The sequence below is a fragment of the Streptomyces pactum genome, from assembly GCF_016031615.1.
Taxonomy (GTDB): Bacteria; Actinomycetota; Actinomycetes; order Streptomycetales; family Streptomycetaceae; genus Streptomyces; species Streptomyces pactus.
In genome coordinates, this window is the sequence record NZ_JACYXC010000001.1 from 849,889 (window position 1) to 866,534 (window position 16,646).

10 protein-coding genes and 1 pseudogene are annotated in these 16,646 nt (G+C 74.6%); 8 read left to right on the forward strand and 3 right to left on the reverse strand.

What is annotated here, in order from left to right; translation table 11 throughout:
* The first annotated feature begins 35 nt into the window (after positions 1 to 35).
* From IHE55_RS03400 to IHE55_RS03415, 4 genes and pseudogenes are all read left to right on the forward strand, one after another.
* Entirely contained in the window at positions 36 to 644 is a 609-nt protein-coding gene (locus IHE55_RS03400; RefSeq protein ID WP_197987658.1) for a bifunctional 4-hydroxy-2-oxoglutarate aldolase/2-dehydro-3-deoxy-phosphogluconate aldolase, read from the forward strand.
* A gap of 474 nt (positions 645 to 1,118) precedes the next feature.
* Positions 1,119 to 1,772 (forward strand): CBS domain-containing protein, encoded by a 654-nt coding sequence (locus tag IHE55_RS03405; RefSeq protein WP_197987659.1) that lies wholly within the window; start codon positions 1,119 to 1,121, stop codon positions 1,770 to 1,772.
* A gap of 97 nt (positions 1,773 to 1,869) precedes the next feature.
* Positions 1,870 to 1,929 (forward strand): annotated as a pseudogene (locus IHE55_RS32950) (hypothetical protein); the annotation flags it as partial.
* Positions 1,930 to 2,050: 121 nt separating this feature from the next.
* The gene (locus tag IHE55_RS03415; RefSeq protein WP_307826495.1) at positions 2,051 to 2,860 is read left to right on the forward strand and encodes a DUF4253 domain-containing protein; all 810 of its coding nucleotides are present in this window, start codon (positions 2,051 to 2,053) and stop codon (positions 2,858 to 2,860) included.
* Between the two features lie 232 nt (positions 2,861 to 3,092).
* Here IHE55_RS03415 and IHE55_RS03420 read toward each other — a convergent pair whose 3' ends face one another.
* Positions 3,093 to 3,746 (reverse strand): TetR/AcrR family transcriptional regulator, encoded by a 654-nt coding sequence (locus IHE55_RS03420; RefSeq protein WP_197991758.1) that lies wholly within the window; start codon positions 3,744 to 3,746, stop codon positions 3,093 to 3,095.
* A 128-nt stretch (positions 3,747 to 3,874) separates the two neighbouring features.
* Here IHE55_RS03420 and IHE55_RS03425 point away from each other — a divergent pair, with 128 nt between their 5' ends.
* The 4 genes from IHE55_RS03425 (at position 3,875) to IHE55_RS03440 (ending at position 6,807) form a co-directional block, all read left to right on the forward strand.
* Entirely contained in the window at positions 3,875 to 4,837 is a 963-nt protein-coding gene (locus tag IHE55_RS03425; protein ID WP_197987661.1) for an alpha/beta hydrolase, read from the forward strand.
* Positions 4,838 to 5,163: 326 nt separating this feature from the next.
* Positions 5,164 to 5,613 (forward strand): hypothetical protein, encoded by a 450-nt coding sequence (locus IHE55_RS03430; RefSeq protein WP_232265434.1) that lies wholly within the window; start codon positions 5,164 to 5,166, stop codon positions 5,611 to 5,613.
* 101 nt (positions 5,614 to 5,714) lie between these two features.
* Positions 5,715 to 6,476, forward strand: a complete 762-nt coding sequence (locus IHE55_RS03435) for an NAD(P)-binding domain-containing protein (RefSeq protein WP_197987662.1) — start codon at positions 5,715 to 5,717, stop codon at positions 6,474 to 6,476.
* 106 nt (positions 6,477 to 6,582) lie between these two features.
* Positions 6,583 to 6,807, forward strand: a complete 225-nt coding sequence (locus IHE55_RS03440; RefSeq protein WP_197987663.1) for a hypothetical protein — start codon at positions 6,583 to 6,585, stop codon at positions 6,805 to 6,807.
* A 433-nt stretch (positions 6,808 to 7,240) separates the two neighbouring features.
* On the opposite strand, the gene IHE55_RS03445 is transcribed toward IHE55_RS03440, so the two are convergent.
* Together IHE55_RS03445 and IHE55_RS03450 are read right to left on the reverse strand one after the other, a co-directional pair.
* A complete protein-coding gene (locus IHE55_RS03445; RefSeq protein WP_197987664.1) occupies positions 7,241 to 8,398 on the reverse strand; it encodes an acyl-CoA dehydrogenase family protein in 1,158 nt (385 codons plus the stop codon).
* Positions 8,399 to 8,410: 12 nt separating this feature from the next.
* Positions 8,411 to 16,549: a type I polyketide synthase gene (locus IHE55_RS03450; RefSeq protein WP_197987665.1), complete on the reverse strand. Its 8,139-nt coding sequence runs from the start codon at positions 16,547 to 16,549 to the stop codon at positions 8,411 to 8,413.
* Positions 16,550 to 16,646: the final 97 nt, after the last annotated feature.

The window sequence follows — 16,646 nt, forward strand, 5'->3', positions numbered from 1 at the left end:
AACGAAGACCGGACACGAACAGGAGCGAGCAGGAGATGGACACCGACAGCTGGTTCGACACGGCGTTCGACGGCCGCCCGCTGATGGCGATCCTGCGCGGGTTCGACCCGCTGCGGACCGTCGAGCTGGCCGAACGAGCCTGGGATCTCGGTGTGGACTGGGTCGAAGTACCCGTCCAGTCCCAGGACGGAGCGCAGGCGTTGGCCGCCGCGGTGGAAGCCGGCCGAGGCCGGGGGCTGGGCGTGGCAGCAGGCACCGTGACCACCCGGGAACGGGTGAGGCAGGCAGTCGGCGCAGGGGCCTCCTTCGCCGTGGCCCCGGGCCTGGACCCCGACGTGGCCGCGACCAGCCTGGAGGCCTCCCTGCCCTACCTGCCCGGTGTGGCCACCGCCTCCGAGATCCAGGCTGCGGGCCGCCTCGGCTTGCGGTGGCTCAAGGCCTTCCCCGCCTCCGTGCTGGGCGCGGGATGGATCAAGCTGATGCACGGGCCGTTCCCACGAGCGCAGTTCGTCGCCACCGGTGGAGTGGACGCGGCCAACGCCAGGCAGTTCCTGGACGCGGGCGCGCGGGTCGTCGGAGTCGGATCCGCCCTCCAGGACCCCGCTCAGCTCGACAGACTGGCCGCGCTGCTACAGGAACGCTGAAACACGGACACCGGCCCGGTATCCAGCCCGCCCCACGCAGTCCCGCTCAAGCCCGTTCCGGCGGCGGTGCGGGGCCCGGGCCCTTGCGACCGGCCGGAGCCGGACGTCCCCCACGCCCTCCCCGGTGCGGACCGGACACACCGCGAGGGCGAGCGGCGGGAGGTGGCGGCGTGGCGCCCGGGCTCCGTCGGCCCGCACGGCACGGCGTGTGCCCGGCAGACACGGGGGGGTCGGTACGGAGTCACGGCACGCGTGCCGTGACTCCGTCGCGCACGGCGGCCGGGACGGCGGGCGACGGCCGGGGACGGCCCGGGGCCCCTGCGGAGGGGCAGCGTCCCGGTCCGCGCGGTGGGTGCCGCGACGTCCGGTGGCGCCCCGCCCGGGACTTTGTATCTTCGAAGGAGGGGGTTCCGGGACGGCGGCGCTTCCGCCCTCCAGGTCGTCCGCAGCACCGTATCCGTGCGAGGAGTCCCCATGGCCGAGTCGCCGCGCAGGGTCAGTGACGTCATGACGCGGACGGTCGTCGCCGTGGGACGCGAGGCGTCGTTCAGGGAGGTCGTCGAGATCATGGGCCGCTGGAAGGTCAGCGCGGTACCGGTCCTGGAGGGCGAGGGTCGCGTCATCGGCGTGGTGTCGGAGGCGGACCTGCTGCCGAAGGAGGAGTTCCGCGACGACATGCTGGAACGGCCCGGGATGGCCCGGCAGCGCTTCGCGGAGCTGGTGAAGGCCTGGGCGGTGACGGCCGAGGAGCTGATGAGCAGCCCCGCGGTCACCGTGCACGCGGACGCCACCGTGGCGGAGGCGGCCCGGACCATGGCGATACGGCGAGTGAAGCGGCTGCCCGTGATCGACGGCGAGGCGAAACTGTGCGGCATCGTCAGCAGGGCCGATCTGCTGAAGGTCTTCCTGCGCTCCGACGAGGAACTCCAGGGCGAGGTGCGCGGCGTGCTCCTCGCCGATCCGCTGCACGCCTTCGGGGAACTGCGGATGAGTGTGTCGGACGGAGTGGTCACGCTGTCGGGCCAGGTCCGTGACGCCGGTCTGATCCCCGTCGTCGTACGGCTGGTGCGCGGTGTCGAGGGCGTCGTGGACGTGGCGGCGCGCATCGGGGTCGGCGCACCCTCCTGAGGCCCGGACCGGCCCTGAACGCGGAAGGGAACCCAAGATGCACCATCGCACCGTCGGAGAGCTCATGACCAGGGCGGTCGTCCGGGCCCGGCCGCAGATGCCCTTCAAGGAGGTCGCCAGGCTCCTGGCGGCCAACGACGTCACCGCCGTACCGGTCGTGGACGACCTGGACCGCCCCATGGGGGTGATCTCGGAGGCCGACCTGCTGCGCAAGGCGGCGGACCGGCAGGTGATCCTACGGTCACACCGCTGTCGTACCCCGGACCTAACATCCGCTCGTGAACCTCGAATCGCGTCTGACCGCCGGCCTGCCGCTGCCGCCCGGCCGCATGATCACTTCGAACGAAGGCGACGGCGGCCAGCGGCCGCTGTGGCTGAGCGACGGTCCGCCCGCCACCGGGCTGTGGTCCCGGCTGCGCGCCGAGCATGCCACGTCCGGGCTCTGGCCGCTCCTGCTGTGCCCGCTGGACCCGCACGACACCCAGTTCCGTCCCTGGGGCTGCGGTGAGATCCACCCCGAGGACATGTCGTCGCCGGCGGACCACGACCCCCGGGCGCTCCTCGCCCGCTGGTGGCGGGACCACACCGTCACCGACGAGGACGACGACCCGCTCAGCGCGGAGGAACGCCTGGCCGTCACCGCCCCCTTCGGCCGGACCTGGCCCGGGCCCGCCCCCGCGTGCACACCCGTCGATGACCCCGACGCCATGGCCGAGCAGTACGCGCGGGTCTTCCTGGACCGGTACCCCCATGCCCGCCTCGGACTGGTCACGGCACCGCGCGGAGCCGACGCCCTGGCCGCCGCCGGCTGGACCGGACCCGCGAACTACGACAGCGACACCGCCACGTTCTCCGCCGTCGTCCGCGACTGGGAGGACCGCTTCGGCGCACGCGTCGTCGGCGTCGGCTTCGCCACCCTGCACCTCAGCGTCGCCGCACCACCGAACGGTCTGGATGACGCCCTGGGCGTCGCCGCCGAGCACTTCGCCTTCTGTCCCGACAACGTCTGGCAGGGCGCCCACCGCGACCTGGCCAGTTACGCCGAGCATCTGATCGGGCTGAACTGCTGGGACTTCTGGTGGGACTGACACCCCTGCGACCGCCCGGGCAGTGATCCTCCACCCGGCCGGACGGGGGACGTGCGGTGAAGGCCGGGAGCTGCCTGCGGGCCCGCACCCGTCGGGCGCCCGGGAGCAGGCCCGGCCGGCGGACTGCCGGGCCGGCCCGGTCCGGACACGCCCGCTCCGCCGCCCCCCACTCCCCCGGCACCACCCGGCCGCCGTACCGCCCCGCGGGCAGAGGCACTCGCGATGCGGCCCGTCAGGGGATCCGTGACTCGATGTGGGCGAGGTGGGCGGCGAGGATCTCCTCGAACGCGGCGCGGCGCTCCGCTCCGAGGGGGCGGATGTCGCGGGCGAAGTGGGCCAGGGCCGGGAAGCGCTCGGGGTCGGCGCCGAGCACCGCGACGCGGAACTGTTCCACGCCCTGTTCGTACTCCTCGGGGGTGAGGGTGCCGATCCCGGCCTCGGAGGAGATCAGCGCGGCGAGGAGGATCACGATGCGGTGGTAGCGCGCCGGGATCTCCTCGTCGGGCAGGCCCGACGCGCGCAGGGCCTGCAGCAACTCCTCCATGACCAGGCGGGAACCGGTGCCGCCGGACCCGTAGCGCCCCCACACCGCGGCGAGCTGGAGCTGCTCGCCGAACGCCTCGCGCAGGCGCAGGGCCAGGGCGGTGATGCGCTGCTTCCAGTCGCCCTCGGGGTGGTAGCCGTCCATGGTGGCCAGCAGGACCCGGTCGGCGACCGCCCGCAGCAGCTCGGTCTTGTTGCGGAAGTGCCGGTAGAGACTGGAGGAGTCGGTCCCGAGCGCCGCGGCGAGCTTGCGCACGCTGAACGACCCGGCGTCGTCCGTGCGCAGCATCTCCGCCGCCGTGTCCAGGATTTCCTCGGTCGACCATCGCCGTCGGCCCGTCATCTCGCCCCTCTCGTCACGCACGATCCTAACCGGTGCACTTGCCTATGCACGCAGTGCGTGCATAATGAGGGCGACCCGCTCAACGACCGGGAGGGGCCCGGCACTTGAGGCGGAGGGGAGTACGAACCATGGGGGAGAGCACGACGGTCACGCGGCCGCCGGAGCCCGACTTCTCGGCGATGACGACCGAGGAACTGTTCGCCTACCGCGACGCGGAGAACCGCTTCCGGGCCTCCGGCGCGGCCCGCGCCGTCCTGGGAGAGCCGCACCCCGGCGCCGCCATCGACTGGCAGGAGATCACGCTCGCCGACCGCGACCTGCCGGTCCGGGTGTACCGGCCGGCCCCGGCCGGCGACGGCGAGGCCACGGCCCGGACCGGCCTGCCGCTCGTGATCCACGTCCACGGAGGCGGCTTCGTGGGCACGGCGGCGCAGTGCGACTGGACCAGCAGCCACCTCGCCGCGCGGCTGCCCGCGCTTGTCGTCTCCGTCGAACACCGCCTCCTCGCACCCGGCAGCCCGCTCGCGGACGCCGTCGACGACGGCTGGGACGCGCTCCGGCACGTGGTGCGGAACGCCGCTCGGTGGGGCGTCGACCCGGCACGCACGGCCGTGTTCGGCGAGAGCTGCGGTGCGCTGATCTGCGCCCTGACGGCCGTCCGGGCCCGGGAGGCCGGCCTGGAGCTGAAGGCGCAGGTACTGGTCAACCCGGTGACCGACGTGACCGACACGATGTTCGACCACGCCTCGATGACCGAGTACGCCTACAGCCCGACCCGGGCCCTGCCGCTGCTGCGGTTCTTCCGGCGGCTCGCCGTCCCGCGGGGAGCCGACGCCCGCGCGGTCTCGCCGCTGTACGCGGACGACCTGAGCGGGCTCCCCCCGGCGCTCGTGGTGGTGCCCACCCGGGACGCGGTCGCCGACCACGGCCGCAGCTTCGCCGATCGGCTGCGCGCGGCCGGCACGCCTGTCCGGCTCTCCGAATACCCCGGGGCACCGCACGCCTTCCTGACCCTGCCCGGCGTGGAACCACAGGCCGAGGCCGCCCAGGCGGAGATCCTCGCCTTCCTCCGCACGGCCCTGGCGAAGTGACGGTATGTCCGCTGCTCCCTGGGGACCGGCAGCCTGCCGGTCCCCCGCCCCGGGCGGCAGCAGCGTGTCCGGCGCCCACGGCCCCGGCGGGGCCGCCGCGTCACCGCTCCGGAGGCGACCGGTCCGGGCCTGCCTCACCACGAACCGGCGTGCCGCCGCCGATCGGCGGGCTCGGCGGCGCCCGCGCGGCAGCCCGACCGCCGCCAACCGCCGCCCGACCGGGACCGGCCCCGGCTCCGCCGCAGCCGCCGCCGAGGTCCGGCGGGAGGCCCGGTACGGCGACCGCGGCATCGCCCTGATCGACCGATGACGAAAGAGGCACCCCGATGACGAACCCGTCCCCCGCACGTGGGGCACTGGGAGCGATGTACGCGGGCCTTGCGCTGACCGTCCTCACCACGGTCGCCGCGTACGTCGACCACGGCACCACCCATGTGCTGGCCGATCACATCCGGGCCGGCTACCCCGCGTACCCCCCGGCGCGGATCGACTCGGCCGTCACCACCTACCTGGTCATATGGACCGTCATCGGAGCGCTCGGCGTCCTCGCCTGGCTCACGACGGCCTGGGCCGTCACGGCGGGCAGGCGGTGGGCCCGCCCCGCCGCGACCGTGATGTTCCTGATCGGCACCGGCACCGGACTGACCGGGCTGCTCACCAAGGACACCTCCGGCGACACCGGCCTGCCGCCGGCAATGGGCTGGGCCGGGATGCTGCCCTGCCTGGCGGGCCTCGTCGCGGTCGCCCTGCTGTGGAGACGACCGCGACCGGCGTGACGTCATCCCCCCCACCGCGCGCCAGGGGCGCCGGCAGTCCCCGGCCACCCGGACCCGCGCCACCACGGGCCGGGACCACCACACACCAGGAGGAAGACACCGTGCAGCGCATCGGCATCATCGGAGTGGGCGAGATCGGCCGGGCCGTCGTCGAGGGCCTGCGCCACGGGGGCGGTGCGTCGCCCGAGGTCTTCCTCTCTCCCCGGGGGGCTCGCGCCGCCGCCGAACTGTCCGAGCGCTTCGAAGGCGTCCGGGTGTGCGCCGGCAACCAGGACGTGGTGGACCGCTCGGAGGTGGTGATCATCGCGGTACGCCGCCAGGACCACCGCGAGGCGCTCGCCGGGCTGCGGGTGGACGACGACACGACCGTGATCAGCCTGATGGCCGGCGTCGCCACCGACGACCTGCGGCGCACGCTGGCCACCGGCGCCCCGATCGTCCGCGCCATCCCGCTGCCCGCCGTGCGCGAGCGCCGCTCCGTCACCGTGACCTGCCCATCGCACCCGGTGGTGGACTCCCTCTTCGACCAACTGGGCGGGGCGCTCCCGGTCGCGGACGAAGGGGCCTTCGACGTCTTCTCCGCCCTGACCGGGACGCTCACCGCCCACTACGCCTACCTCGCCACCCTCACCTCGTGGGCCGCCGGCCACGGCATCGCTCCGGGCACCGCCGAGCGGTACGTGCGCGGCCTCTTCGGGAACGTCGGCCGCTCCCTGGGTGACGAGCGCTCCCTGCACCGGCTCGCCGCCGACCACGAGACGCCCGGAGGGAACAACGAGCGCATCCGCACCACCTGGTTCGATCCGGCCAACGCCGCGGCCCTCGCGAAGGCCCTGGACGGCCTCCTCGACGATCTGCGGTAGTTCGAGCGCGACTTCTCCCGGCCGCTCGCCGCTCATCGGCCCCGGGGTGCCGCCCGGCCCGCCGTCGCCTGCCGACCGGGTGAGGGCAGGGCCTACGATCGGTGGCGTGACGGAGACTCCGACGCACCGGACGGTGCGCCGTTTCTCGCTGGCCAACCCTGCCGGCCCCGGCTGCGACAGCGTTCCGGCCCTCTTGCGGCGGCTGGCGGATGCCATCGAGGCGTTGGGCCCCGCCGAGATCCAGGACGTGGTGATCGAGTCGGAGATGACCGAGCACGGCCCCTGGCGGTCGGGGACCGTCTATTTCCGTCTGTCCGAGGACGAGGACTGATTCCGCTGCACGAGCGGAGCCGGCTGACCGGTAGGGCGCCGGCGTTCGCGGCCCGGGCCTGGTCGGACGGCGAGGGGTGGAACGGCGGCCGGTCCCGGGCCCGGGCCTGGCCTGTTCGACGTTCTCGGCGGCGAGCGGCAGACGCTGCCCACGGATCCGGGCGAGCACGCCGATCCTGGCGGGCACACCGGTGCTCCGGGGTGCGAGGCGGACGAGACACCCCGGTTCTTAGCCCGGCACCCGAGGTGGTGGCCGGGCCTGCGACCGGCGGGGCCGGTGGTCGTGTCACCGCCCGGTGCCGCCGCCCCGTCGGCCCGGTGGCACCCGGGTGCCGCCCACGGCGTTCGCACCGGTGGTCCCCGCCGGGGCGGCGCGGGGACCACCGGTGGCCCCGCGCCACGGTCACGCCGTGGCGCGGAGCGGGCGGGCCGGACTACGTCCGGCGCGGCACGGGGACGACGTAACGGCTGAAGACCAGCTCGCGCATGACGTCGTCGCCGCCTTCGACGATCGAGACGTAGCGGATGTCGCGCAGCAGCTTCCCGATGGGCAGGTCGTGGGTGTACCCCAGCCCGCCGAACATCTCCGAGCCGACGCTCGCCACGTCCCAGCCGGCCTGGCCGCAGAACATCTTGGCGGTCAGCGCCGACTTCAGCGTGCCCTGCCGCGCGAAGGCGGTGGCCGCGTCCGGCTTCGCCATGATCTGGTCGCAGTCGCGGGCCGCCTTGAGGCAGTGGCTCTTCATGACGTCGATCAGCATTTCCATCTGGCCCAGTTTCTGCGCGAACACCGGGCTGTCGAGCAGGGTGCCGTCCCGGAACGGCTTGCTCTTGGCGTACGTCATGCAGTGGTCCCGGATGCGCCGCGCGATGCCGATCGCGGTCGCCGCGATCAGGATGCGGCTGGTGTTGAGGCCGATCTCCAGCAGCCGGAGCCCGGAGCCCTCCAGCCGGTGGTCGGCGGGCACCCGGCAGCCGTCGAGCTTCACCTGGTACGTGTGCGACGCCCGCAGACCGATGACGTCCCACCGCTTGACGATCTCGACGCCCGGGGTCCCCCGCGGCACCACGATCGCGTGGTACGCCTCGGGGTCGTCGGCCGCCCTGGCGACGACGACCAGGAAGTCGGCGAAATCGGTGTTGGTGGAGAAGAACTTCTCCCCGGTGATGACCAGGTCGTCCCCGTCACGGGTGACCACGGTCTCGATCTTGCTCAGCTCGCTGCCGGCGTTCCGCTCGCTGCCCAGCGTCGCGCAGAAGGAACCCCGGGCCGCCATGGGCTCCAGATAGCGGGCCTTCAGCTCCTCGGAGCCGTACAGCTGCACCATGGTGGTGCCCAGGACCGAGATGAACAGCGTGAAGGCCACGCCGGCGTCGCCGTAGGCGATCTCGTTGACGATCTCGACGCTGTCCTCCAGGCTCAGCCCGCGGCCGCCGACCTCCTGGGGCAGCCACCAGTTGGCCAGGCCGGTCTCGCGGAACGTGTCGTACACCGGCAGGGGCTTGTCCGTCAGTGTGTCCACCTGCGCGTTGTCGCCGGTGAGTTCGCTCCTGACGAACTGGCGCAGGGTCTTCAGGTCTTCCGGTTTCATTCGCTCCACCCTCTATTCGTCAAAAGCGCGCTGGATGAGGTTCTCGACGTCCAGGGCGTCGATCTCGTCGTCCAGGTCGTCCGCGAGGTCGTCCTCGTCGTCCCGCGGTCCGGTGTCCTCGGCGTCCTCCGGGAACAGCCGGTCCCGCAGGTGTTCCGCCAGGGCCGCCGGGGTCGGGTAGTTGTAGATCACCGTCGCCGGGATCTGCAGGCCCGTGTCCTTCTTGACCTCGTTGCGGAACTCCACCCCGCTCAGCGAGTCGAAGCCGATCTCCTTGAAGGACATGTCGGCGTCGATGTCGTCGGCGGACGGGTAGTCCAGCACCACCGCCGAGGTGGCGAGCAGCAGGTCCAGCAGCTCGCTCAGCTGTTCCTCGGGGGACAGCTCCGCCAGCCGCTGCACCAGCGGCGGTACGGAGGGCTCCTCGGCACTCGGTTGCCGCGGCCCGGCCATGCCGCGCAGCAGCGCGGGCACCGTCTCCAGCTGCCGCAGCGCCGCCGGGTCGAGCACGGCGGGGACCACCGCCGCCGTGTCGAGGGCGAGCGCGGTGTCGAACAGCGCGGCGCCCCTGGCGGCGGACAGCGGCACGATGCCGTTGCGCCGGAACCGCGACAGGTCGACCTGGCCGAGCGTGCCCGCCATGCCCAGCTCCCACGGGCCCCAGGCGAGGGAGAGCGCGGGCAGCCCGGCGGACCTGCGGTACGCGGCCAGGGCGTCCAGGAAGGTGTTGGCCGCGGCGTAGTTCGCCTGGCCCGAGGTGCCGAGAGTGCCGGCGATGGACGAGTACAGCACGAACGCCGACAGCCCCAGGTCCCGGGTCAGTTCGTGCAGGTGCCAGGCGGCGTCCACCTTCGGCCGGAGCACCCGGTCGAGCTGCTGCGGCGTCAGCGCCTCCGCGCTGCCGTCGGCGAGCACGCCGGCCAGGTGGACGACCGCGGTCAGCGGCGCCTCCTCCGGGATCCGCGCGATCTGCCCGGCCAGGGCGTCCCGGTCGGTCACGTCGCAGGCCGCCAGCGTGACCTCGGCACCGAGCGCGGTGAGTTCCGCGACCTGTTCGGCCGCGCCGGGCGCCGCCGACCCCTGCCGGCTGAGCAGCAGCAGGCGCCGCACCCCGTGCCCGGTCACCAGGTGCCGGGCGAACAGCGCGCCGAGACCACCCGTGGCGCCGGTGATCAGCACCGTGCCGTCCGGGTTCCAGGCCGGGCGCGGGTCCGTCGCCTGCGGTGCCGCGACCAGCCGCGGCACGTAGGTGACGCCCCGGCGGATGGCCAGCTGGGGTTCACCGGCCGGGTCCAGGGTCTCCAGCGCGCGCAGCGACTCCTCGTGGCCGTCGGTGTCCACCAGGACGAACTGGTCCGGGTGTTCGGTCTGCACCGACCGGACCAGGCCCCAGACCGGGGCGCAGGCCAGGTCGGGCGTCTCGTCCTCGGTGACCGCCACCGCGCCGCGCGTCACGACGACCCGCCGCGACCGGCCGAGCCGCTCGTCCCGCAGTGCCTTCTGCACCAGGCCGAGTACCTCCCGCACGGTCGCCCGCGCGGTGGCGGGGACGTCCGCGTCCTCGTCCGCGGCCACCCGCACGATCTCCAGGTCCGGTCGCGGCGCGCCGGGACCGGACGCCGCGGGCAGCGGCGTCCATGCGGTGGTGAACAGCGAGTCGGTGGCGGTGCCGCCGGTCAGCTGCTCCACGGAGGCCGGCATCAGCGCCAGCGAGTCCACGGTCAGCACCGGGGTGCCGTCGGGCCCGGTGACGTGCAGCGACACCTCCCGGTCGGCGGTGCGGGCGACCCGGACCCGCAGTTCCGTGCCGGCGGGGCCGTGGGAGGTCACCCCCGACCAGGCGTACGGCAGCAGCACCTGGCCGGGGTCGGCCGCGGTCAGCAGCGTCAGCACCGGGTGCAGCGCGGCGTCGAACAGGGCCGGGTGGAGGCCGAAGCCGCCGGAGGCGTGCCGGACGTCGGCGGGGAGCCGGACCTCGCCGTACACCTCGTCGTCCAGGCGCCAGGCGGCGCGCAGCCCCCGGAACGCCTCGCCGTACGCGTAGCCGCGGTCGGCGAGCTCCGGGTAGAAGCCGGCCAGGTCGACCGGGGCGGCGCCGCGCGGGGGCCAGTCCTGCGGTCCGGACGCGTCCGGCGCCGGGGCCGCCTCGGCGGAGAGGAAGCCGGTCGCGTGTTCGGTCCAGGACCTCGGCCCGGCGGTGGCCGGGCGGGAGTGGATGCCGATGGGTCGCCGGCCCGAGTCCTCGGCCGCGCCGACGACGATCTGGAGCCGGACCGGGTCGTCGTGGAGGGTCAGCGGTGCCCGCAGGGTGAGTTCCTCGATGCCCCGGCACCCGGCCTCGTCCGTGGCGTGCAGCGCCATCTCCAGGAACGCCGCCCCGGGGAACACCACGTTGCCGAAGATGGCGTGGTCGGCCAGCCACCGCTCGTCGGCCGGGGAGAGCAGCCCGCTCAGGAGCAGCTGGTCACCGACGGCGAGGTCGGTGCCGGCGGCCAGGAACGGGTGGTCGACCGGGGCGAGACCGGCGCCGGTGACGTCGCTCCCGGGCTTCGGGGGCTCCACCCAGTACCGCTGCCGGTCGAAGGCGTAGGTGGGCAGGTCGACCTGGCGCCCGGTGACACCGGTGGCGGTGAGGTAGGACGCCCAGTCGACGGTCACGCCCGCCACGTGCAGCCGTGCCAGGGCCTCCACCGCGGAGCGCGCCTCGGACCGGTCCTTGCGGGCCAGCGCGACCACGGGCAGGTCGGGTGCCGCGTCGGCCAGGGTCTCCCGCGCCATGGCGGCCAGCACCCCGTCGGGGCCCACCTCGACCAGGACCTCGGCACCGGCCGCCAGCGTGGCCCGCACCCCGTCGGCGAAGCGCACGGCCTCCCGGACGTGCCGCACCCAGTACTCCGGCCGCTCCAGGGCGCCGTCCCCGGCCGGGCCGCCGGTCACGTTGGAGATGACCGGGATGCGCGGCGCGGCGTACGCCACCGACTCCGCCACCTGCCGGAACTCCTCCAGCATCGGCTCCATCAGCGGGGAGTGGAAGGCGTGCGAGACCCGGAGCCGCTGCGTCTTGCGGCCCTGGTCGGCGAAGGCCGCCCGGATCTCCAGCACGGCGTCCTCGGCGCCGGAGACGACCACCGAGGCGGGGCCGTTCACCGCGGCGACCGAGACCAGGCCGCCGTGGCCCTCCAGGGCCGCGCGGACCTCCTCCTCGGTGGCCTGGACGGCCACCATCGCCCCGCCGCGCGGCAGTTCCTGCATCAGCCGGCCGCGGGCGGCCACCAGGCGGGCCGCGTCGTCGAGCGAGAAGACCCCCGCCACGTGCGCGGCGGCCAGTTCGCCGATCGAGTGGCCCACCAGGACCGCGGGGGTGACCCCCAGCGATTCCAGCAGCCGGAACGCCGCCACCTCGAAGGCGAAGAGCGCGGGCTGGGTGATCGCCGTCTCGTCCAGCAGCCGCGCCCGGTCCGAACCGGGCTCCGCCGCCACCACGTCGTCGATCGAGTGCTCCAGCAGCGGGGCGAACGCGGCACCGACCGCCTGCCAGGCCTCGGCGAACACCGGGAAGGTACGCACCAGTTCACGGCTCATGCCGAGGCGCTGGCTGCCCTGCCCGGAGAACAGGACGCCGACGTCCGGCGCGGTGGACGCGGTGCCGACGACGAGCCCCGAGGCCCGGTCGCCCCTGGACAGCGCCTCCAGGCCGGAGAGCAGCTCCGCCCGCCCGGTGCCCAGCACCACCGCGCGGTGCTCGAACGCCGTGCGCCCGGTGGCCAGGGAGACCGCCACATCGGCCACCCCGGGGGCCGGGTCGCCGGACACCGCCGCCCGCAGCCGCTCCGCCTGCCGCGGCAGTACGGCGGCGCTGCGCGCGGACACCAGCCACGGCACGATGCCGGCCGGCTCGGCCGGGGCGGGCCGGGCCTCCGGCTCCGCCGGCCCGTCCGGCTCGCCCGGGTCACCCTGTTCGAGGATGACGTGCGCGTTGGTGCCGCTGATGCCGAACGACGAGACGCCGGCCCGCCGGGGCCGGCCGGCCTCGGGCCAGGCCCGCTCCTCGGTGAGGAGCTCCACGGCGCCCGAGGACCAGTCGACGTGGTGGGAGGGCTCGTCCACGTGCAGCGTCCGCGGCAGGACGCCGTGGCGCATCGCCATGACCATCTTGATCACGCCCGCGGCGCCGGCGGCGGCCTGGGTGTGCCCGATGTTGGACTTCACCGACCCCAGCCACAGCGGGTCCTCGCGGTCCTGCCCGTAGGTGGCCAGCAGCGCCTGGGCCTCGATCGGGTCGCCCAGGGTGGTGCCGGTGCCGTGCGCCTCGACGGCGTCCACGTCGCCGGTGGACAGACCCGCGCCGGCCAGTGCCTGCCGGATCACCCGCTCCTGCGAGGGGCCGTTCGGGGCGGTCAGCCCGTTGCTCTCGCCGTCCTGGTTGACGGCCGAGCCGCGCAGCACGGCCAGTACCCGGTGGCCGTTGCGGCGCGCGTCCGACAGCCGCTCCAGCACCAGCACGCCCACGCCCTCGGACCAGCCGGTGCCGTCGGCCGCGTCGGAGAAGGCCTTGCACCGGCCGTCGGCCGCGAGCCCGCCCTGCCGGGCGAACTCCACGAAGATCCCGGGCGTGGACATCACCGTGACGCCGCCGGCCAGGGCCAGCGAGCAGTCCCCCGACCGCAGGGACCGGGCCGCCAGGTGGATCGCCACCAGCGACGAGGAGCACGCGGTGTCCACGCTCACCGCGGGGCCTTCGAGGCCCAGGGCGTAGGCGACCCGCCCGGACACCACGCTGGAGGCGCCGCCGGTCAGGGCGTGGCCGCCGAGGTTCTCCGGGACGTCGTGCAGGCGCGGGAGGTAGTCCTGGCTCATCGCCCCCATGAAGACCGCGGTCCGGCTGCGGCGCAGCGCGGCCGGGTCCTGGCCGGCGCGCTCCAGCGCCTCCCAGGCCACTTCCAGCACCAGCCGCTGCTGGGGGTCCATCGTCAGCGCCTCGCGCGGGCTGATGCGGAAGAAGCCCGCGTCGAAGTCCGTGGCGCCGTCGAGGAATCCGCCCTCCCGGGCGTATGCCGCGCCGCGGTCCGGGTGCCAGCCGCGGTCCTCGGGGAACGGCGCGATGGCGTCCGCCCCTTCGGAGACCAGCCGCCACAGGTCCTCGGGGGAGGCCACGCCGCCGGGCAGCCGGCAGCTCATGCCGATGATCGCGATCGGATCGTCGGCGGCGCCCGCGGGGGCCGCCTCGGTGGCGGGCCGGTCGGCGGCGCCGCCGGACAGCTGCGCGCGCAGGTGCCGCACGAGCACCGTGGGGGTCGGGTGGTCGAAGAGCAGCGAGGTCGGCATCCGCAGCCCGGTGGCGGTGTTCAGCCGGTCGCGCAGCTGTACCGCGGTCACCGAGTCGAAGCCGAGTTCCTTGAAGGTGGCGTCGGGTTCGACCAGCTTGGGGTCGGCGTGCCCGAGCACGGCCGCCGTGTGGGAGCGGACCAGCGACCACAGCTGCTGTTCGGACAGGTGCGGGGAGCGCTCCGGTTCCGGCTCCGCCTCCTCGGTCACCGCCGCGGCGGCGCCGGCCGGCAGCGGCGCGGCCGGCTCCGCGCGCTCCCCGGTGACCCAGTACGGCTGCCGCTGGAAGGCGTAGGTGGGCAGCTGTACGCGGCGGCCGCCGGCCAGGAAGGGCCGCCAGTCCACCGCCACGCCCTTGGTGTACAGCTCGGCCGCGGACAGCAGCAGGCGCCGCGGTTCGTCCTCGTTGCGGCGCAGCGTGCCCTGGACCACCGCGGTGTCCACGGTGTCCTGGATGGCCATGGTGAGCACCGGGTGCGGGCTGACCTCCACGAACACCGCGTGGCCCGCGGCGGCCAGCACCTCGACGGTCTCCGCCAGCCGTACCTCCTGCCGGAGGTTGCGGTACCAGTACTCGGCGTCCAGGGCGCTCGCGTCCAGGCGTCCGCCGGTGACGGTGGAGTAGAACGCGACACCGCTGTCGGTGGCAGTGATGCCCTCGGCGACGCGCAGCACCTCGTCCCGGATGGTCTCCACCTGCGCGGAGTGGGACGCGTAGTCGACGGGGATGAGGCGGGCACGGGTGCCGCGCGCCTCGCACTCGGCCACCACCGCGCGCACCGCCTCCGTCTCGCCGGAGATGACGACCGCGTTGGGGCCGTTGACCGCGGCGACCGAGACCCGGCCCCGGTCCACGTCCCCGGCGGGCATGGCCAGCGAGGCCATCGTCCCGTGCCCGGAGAGCCCGGCGGCGATGGCGAGGCTGCGCCCGACCGACAGCCGCAGGCCGTCGGCCAGGGAGATGATGCCGGCCGCGCAGGCGGCGGCGATCTCGCCCTGCGAGTGGCCCACGACGGCGTCGGGCACCAGGCCGGCCGAGCGCCACACCTCGGCCAGCGAGACCATCACCGCGAACAGGGTGGGCTGTACCACGTCCACGCGCGCCAGCGCGGCCTCGTCGTCGAGGACGTCCCGCAGCGACCAGTCCACCAGGCCGTCCAGCAGCCGCTCGCACTCGTCCATCCGGGCGGCGAACGCCGGGGAGGACTCCCACAGTCCGCGCGCCATGCCGGTCCACTGGGACCCCTGGCCGGGGAACACCCAGACCACGCCGGACCCGGCGGTGGCGGCGCCGGCGGCGACGTTCGCCCCGGCCCCGCCGGCCGCCAGCGCGGACAGTCCCTCCAGCAGTTCGGCGCGGTCGGCGGCGACGACGACCCCGCGGTGCTTGAGCGCCGACCGGGTCGTCACCGTGGAGTGGCCGATGTCCGCCGTGCGCAGGCCGGGGTCGGCCGCCACCCACTCCCGCAGCCGTTCCGCCTGGGCGCGCAGCGCCGCGGCGGACCTGCCGGAGACCACCACCGGGACCGGGGAGGAGCTCTCCGGCGCGGGTTCCGGCTCGGGTGCGGCCGGGTGGTCGGCTACGACGAGGTGGCAGTTGGTGCCGCCGACGCCGAAGGAGCTGACGCCGGCGAGCCGGCGGCCCTCGGGCCACGGGGTGGTGGCCGCGTTCACCCGGAGCTTCCACTCCTCCATCGGGATCGACGGGTGCGGCTCGGCGAAGTTGAGGCTCGCCGGGAGGACTCCGTGCTTCACCGACAGCGCGACCTTGATCAGGCCGATGACCCCGGCGGCCGCGTCGAGGTGCCCGATGTTGGTCTTCACCGAGCCGACCAGCAGCGGCTCCGCGGCGTCCCGGGACGGGCCGAACACCGAGCCGAGCGCGCCCGCCTCGACCGGGTCGCCCGCCCTGGTGCCGGTGCCGTGCAGCTCGACGTACCGCACCCACCCGGGCTCCACCCCGGACCGGGCGTACGCCTCCCGGAGCAGGGCCTGCTGGGCGTCGCTGTCGGGCACGGTCAGCGCCTGGCCGTCACCGTCGTGGTTCACCGCCCCGCCGAGCAGGACGCAGTGGATCGGGTCGCCGTCGGCGACCGCGTCCGCCAGGCGCTTGAGGACCACCACGCCGGCGCCCTCGCCCCGGACGAAGCCGTTGGCGCGCGCGTCGAAGGTGTAGCTGCGGCAGTCAGGTGACAGCGCGCCCGCCCGGGCCAGGGCGAGCGTGCTCTCCGGCACCAGGTTCAGGTGGACGCCGCCCGCCAGGGCCAGGCCGGCGGCTCCCGACAGCAGGCTCTCGCACGCCATGTGCACGGCCACCAGGGAGGACGACTGCGCGGTGTCCACCGTGACGCTCGGTCCGTGGAGGCCGAGCTGGTGGGAGATCCGGTTGGCGATCACCCCCCGGCTCAGGCCGGCCAGCGAGTGGTGGGACACCGCGTCGGGGCCGTGCCGGTGGACCAGCGAGGCGTAGTCGTCGCCCGTGGCGCCGAGGAAGACCGCGGTGGTGCTGCCGCGCAGGCTCTCCGGTGCGGTACGGGCGTCCTCCAGCGCCTCCCAGCTCAGTTCGAGTGCCAGGCGCTGGCGCGGGTCCATGGCCGCGGCCTCGCGCGGGGATATGCCGAAGAAGCCGGCGTCGAACTCGGCGACGCGCTCGACGAACCCGCCCCGGCGGAAGCGCGCCAGCTCGGGAGCGTCGTACCCCCTCTCCGCCGGGGCGTCGGTGATCGCGTCCACGCCGTCGCACAGCATCTGCCAGAACCCGCGGATGCCGTCGGCGCCGGGGACCCGGCACGACATCCCGACGACCGCAACGGCGCGGTCGTCCATGGGTGTCCTTCGGCCATCGGGCCGTCGTTCGGCCTCGTTCTCGTGCATTGGTTCCGGATCTCCCGTTCCCGATTGAGCCTGATGGACGGAACCCCGA

What these genes read in the sequence shown, in the direction of transcription:
- IHE55_RS03400 (WP_197987658.1), top strand. Translation starts at nt 36, where the DNA reads ATGGACACCGACAGCTGGTTCGACACGGCGTTCGACGGCCGCCCGCTG.
- IHE55_RS03405 (WP_197987659.1), top strand. Translation starts at nt 1,119, where the DNA reads ATGGCCGAGTCGCCGCGCAGGGTCAGTGACGTCATGACGCGGACGGTC.
- IHE55_RS03420 (WP_197991758.1), bottom strand. Translation starts at nt 3,746, where the DNA reads ATGACGGGCCGACGGCGATGGTCGACCGAGGAAATCCTGGACACGGCG.
- IHE55_RS03425 (WP_197987661.1), top strand. Translation starts at nt 3,875, where the DNA reads ATGGGGGAGAGCACGACGGTCACGCGGCCGCCGGAGCCCGACTTCTCG.
- IHE55_RS03430 (WP_232265434.1), top strand. Translation starts at nt 5,164, where the DNA reads ATGACGAACCCGTCCCCCGCACGTGGGGCACTGGGAGCGATGTACGCG.
- IHE55_RS03445 (WP_197987664.1), bottom strand. Translation starts at nt 8,398, where the DNA reads ATGAAACCGGAAGACCTGAAGACCCTGCGCCAGTTCGTCAGGAGCGAA.
- IHE55_RS03450 (WP_197987665.1), bottom strand. Translation starts at nt 16,549, where the DNA reads ATGGACGACCGCGCCGTTGCGGTCGTCGGGATGTCGTGCCGGGTCCCC.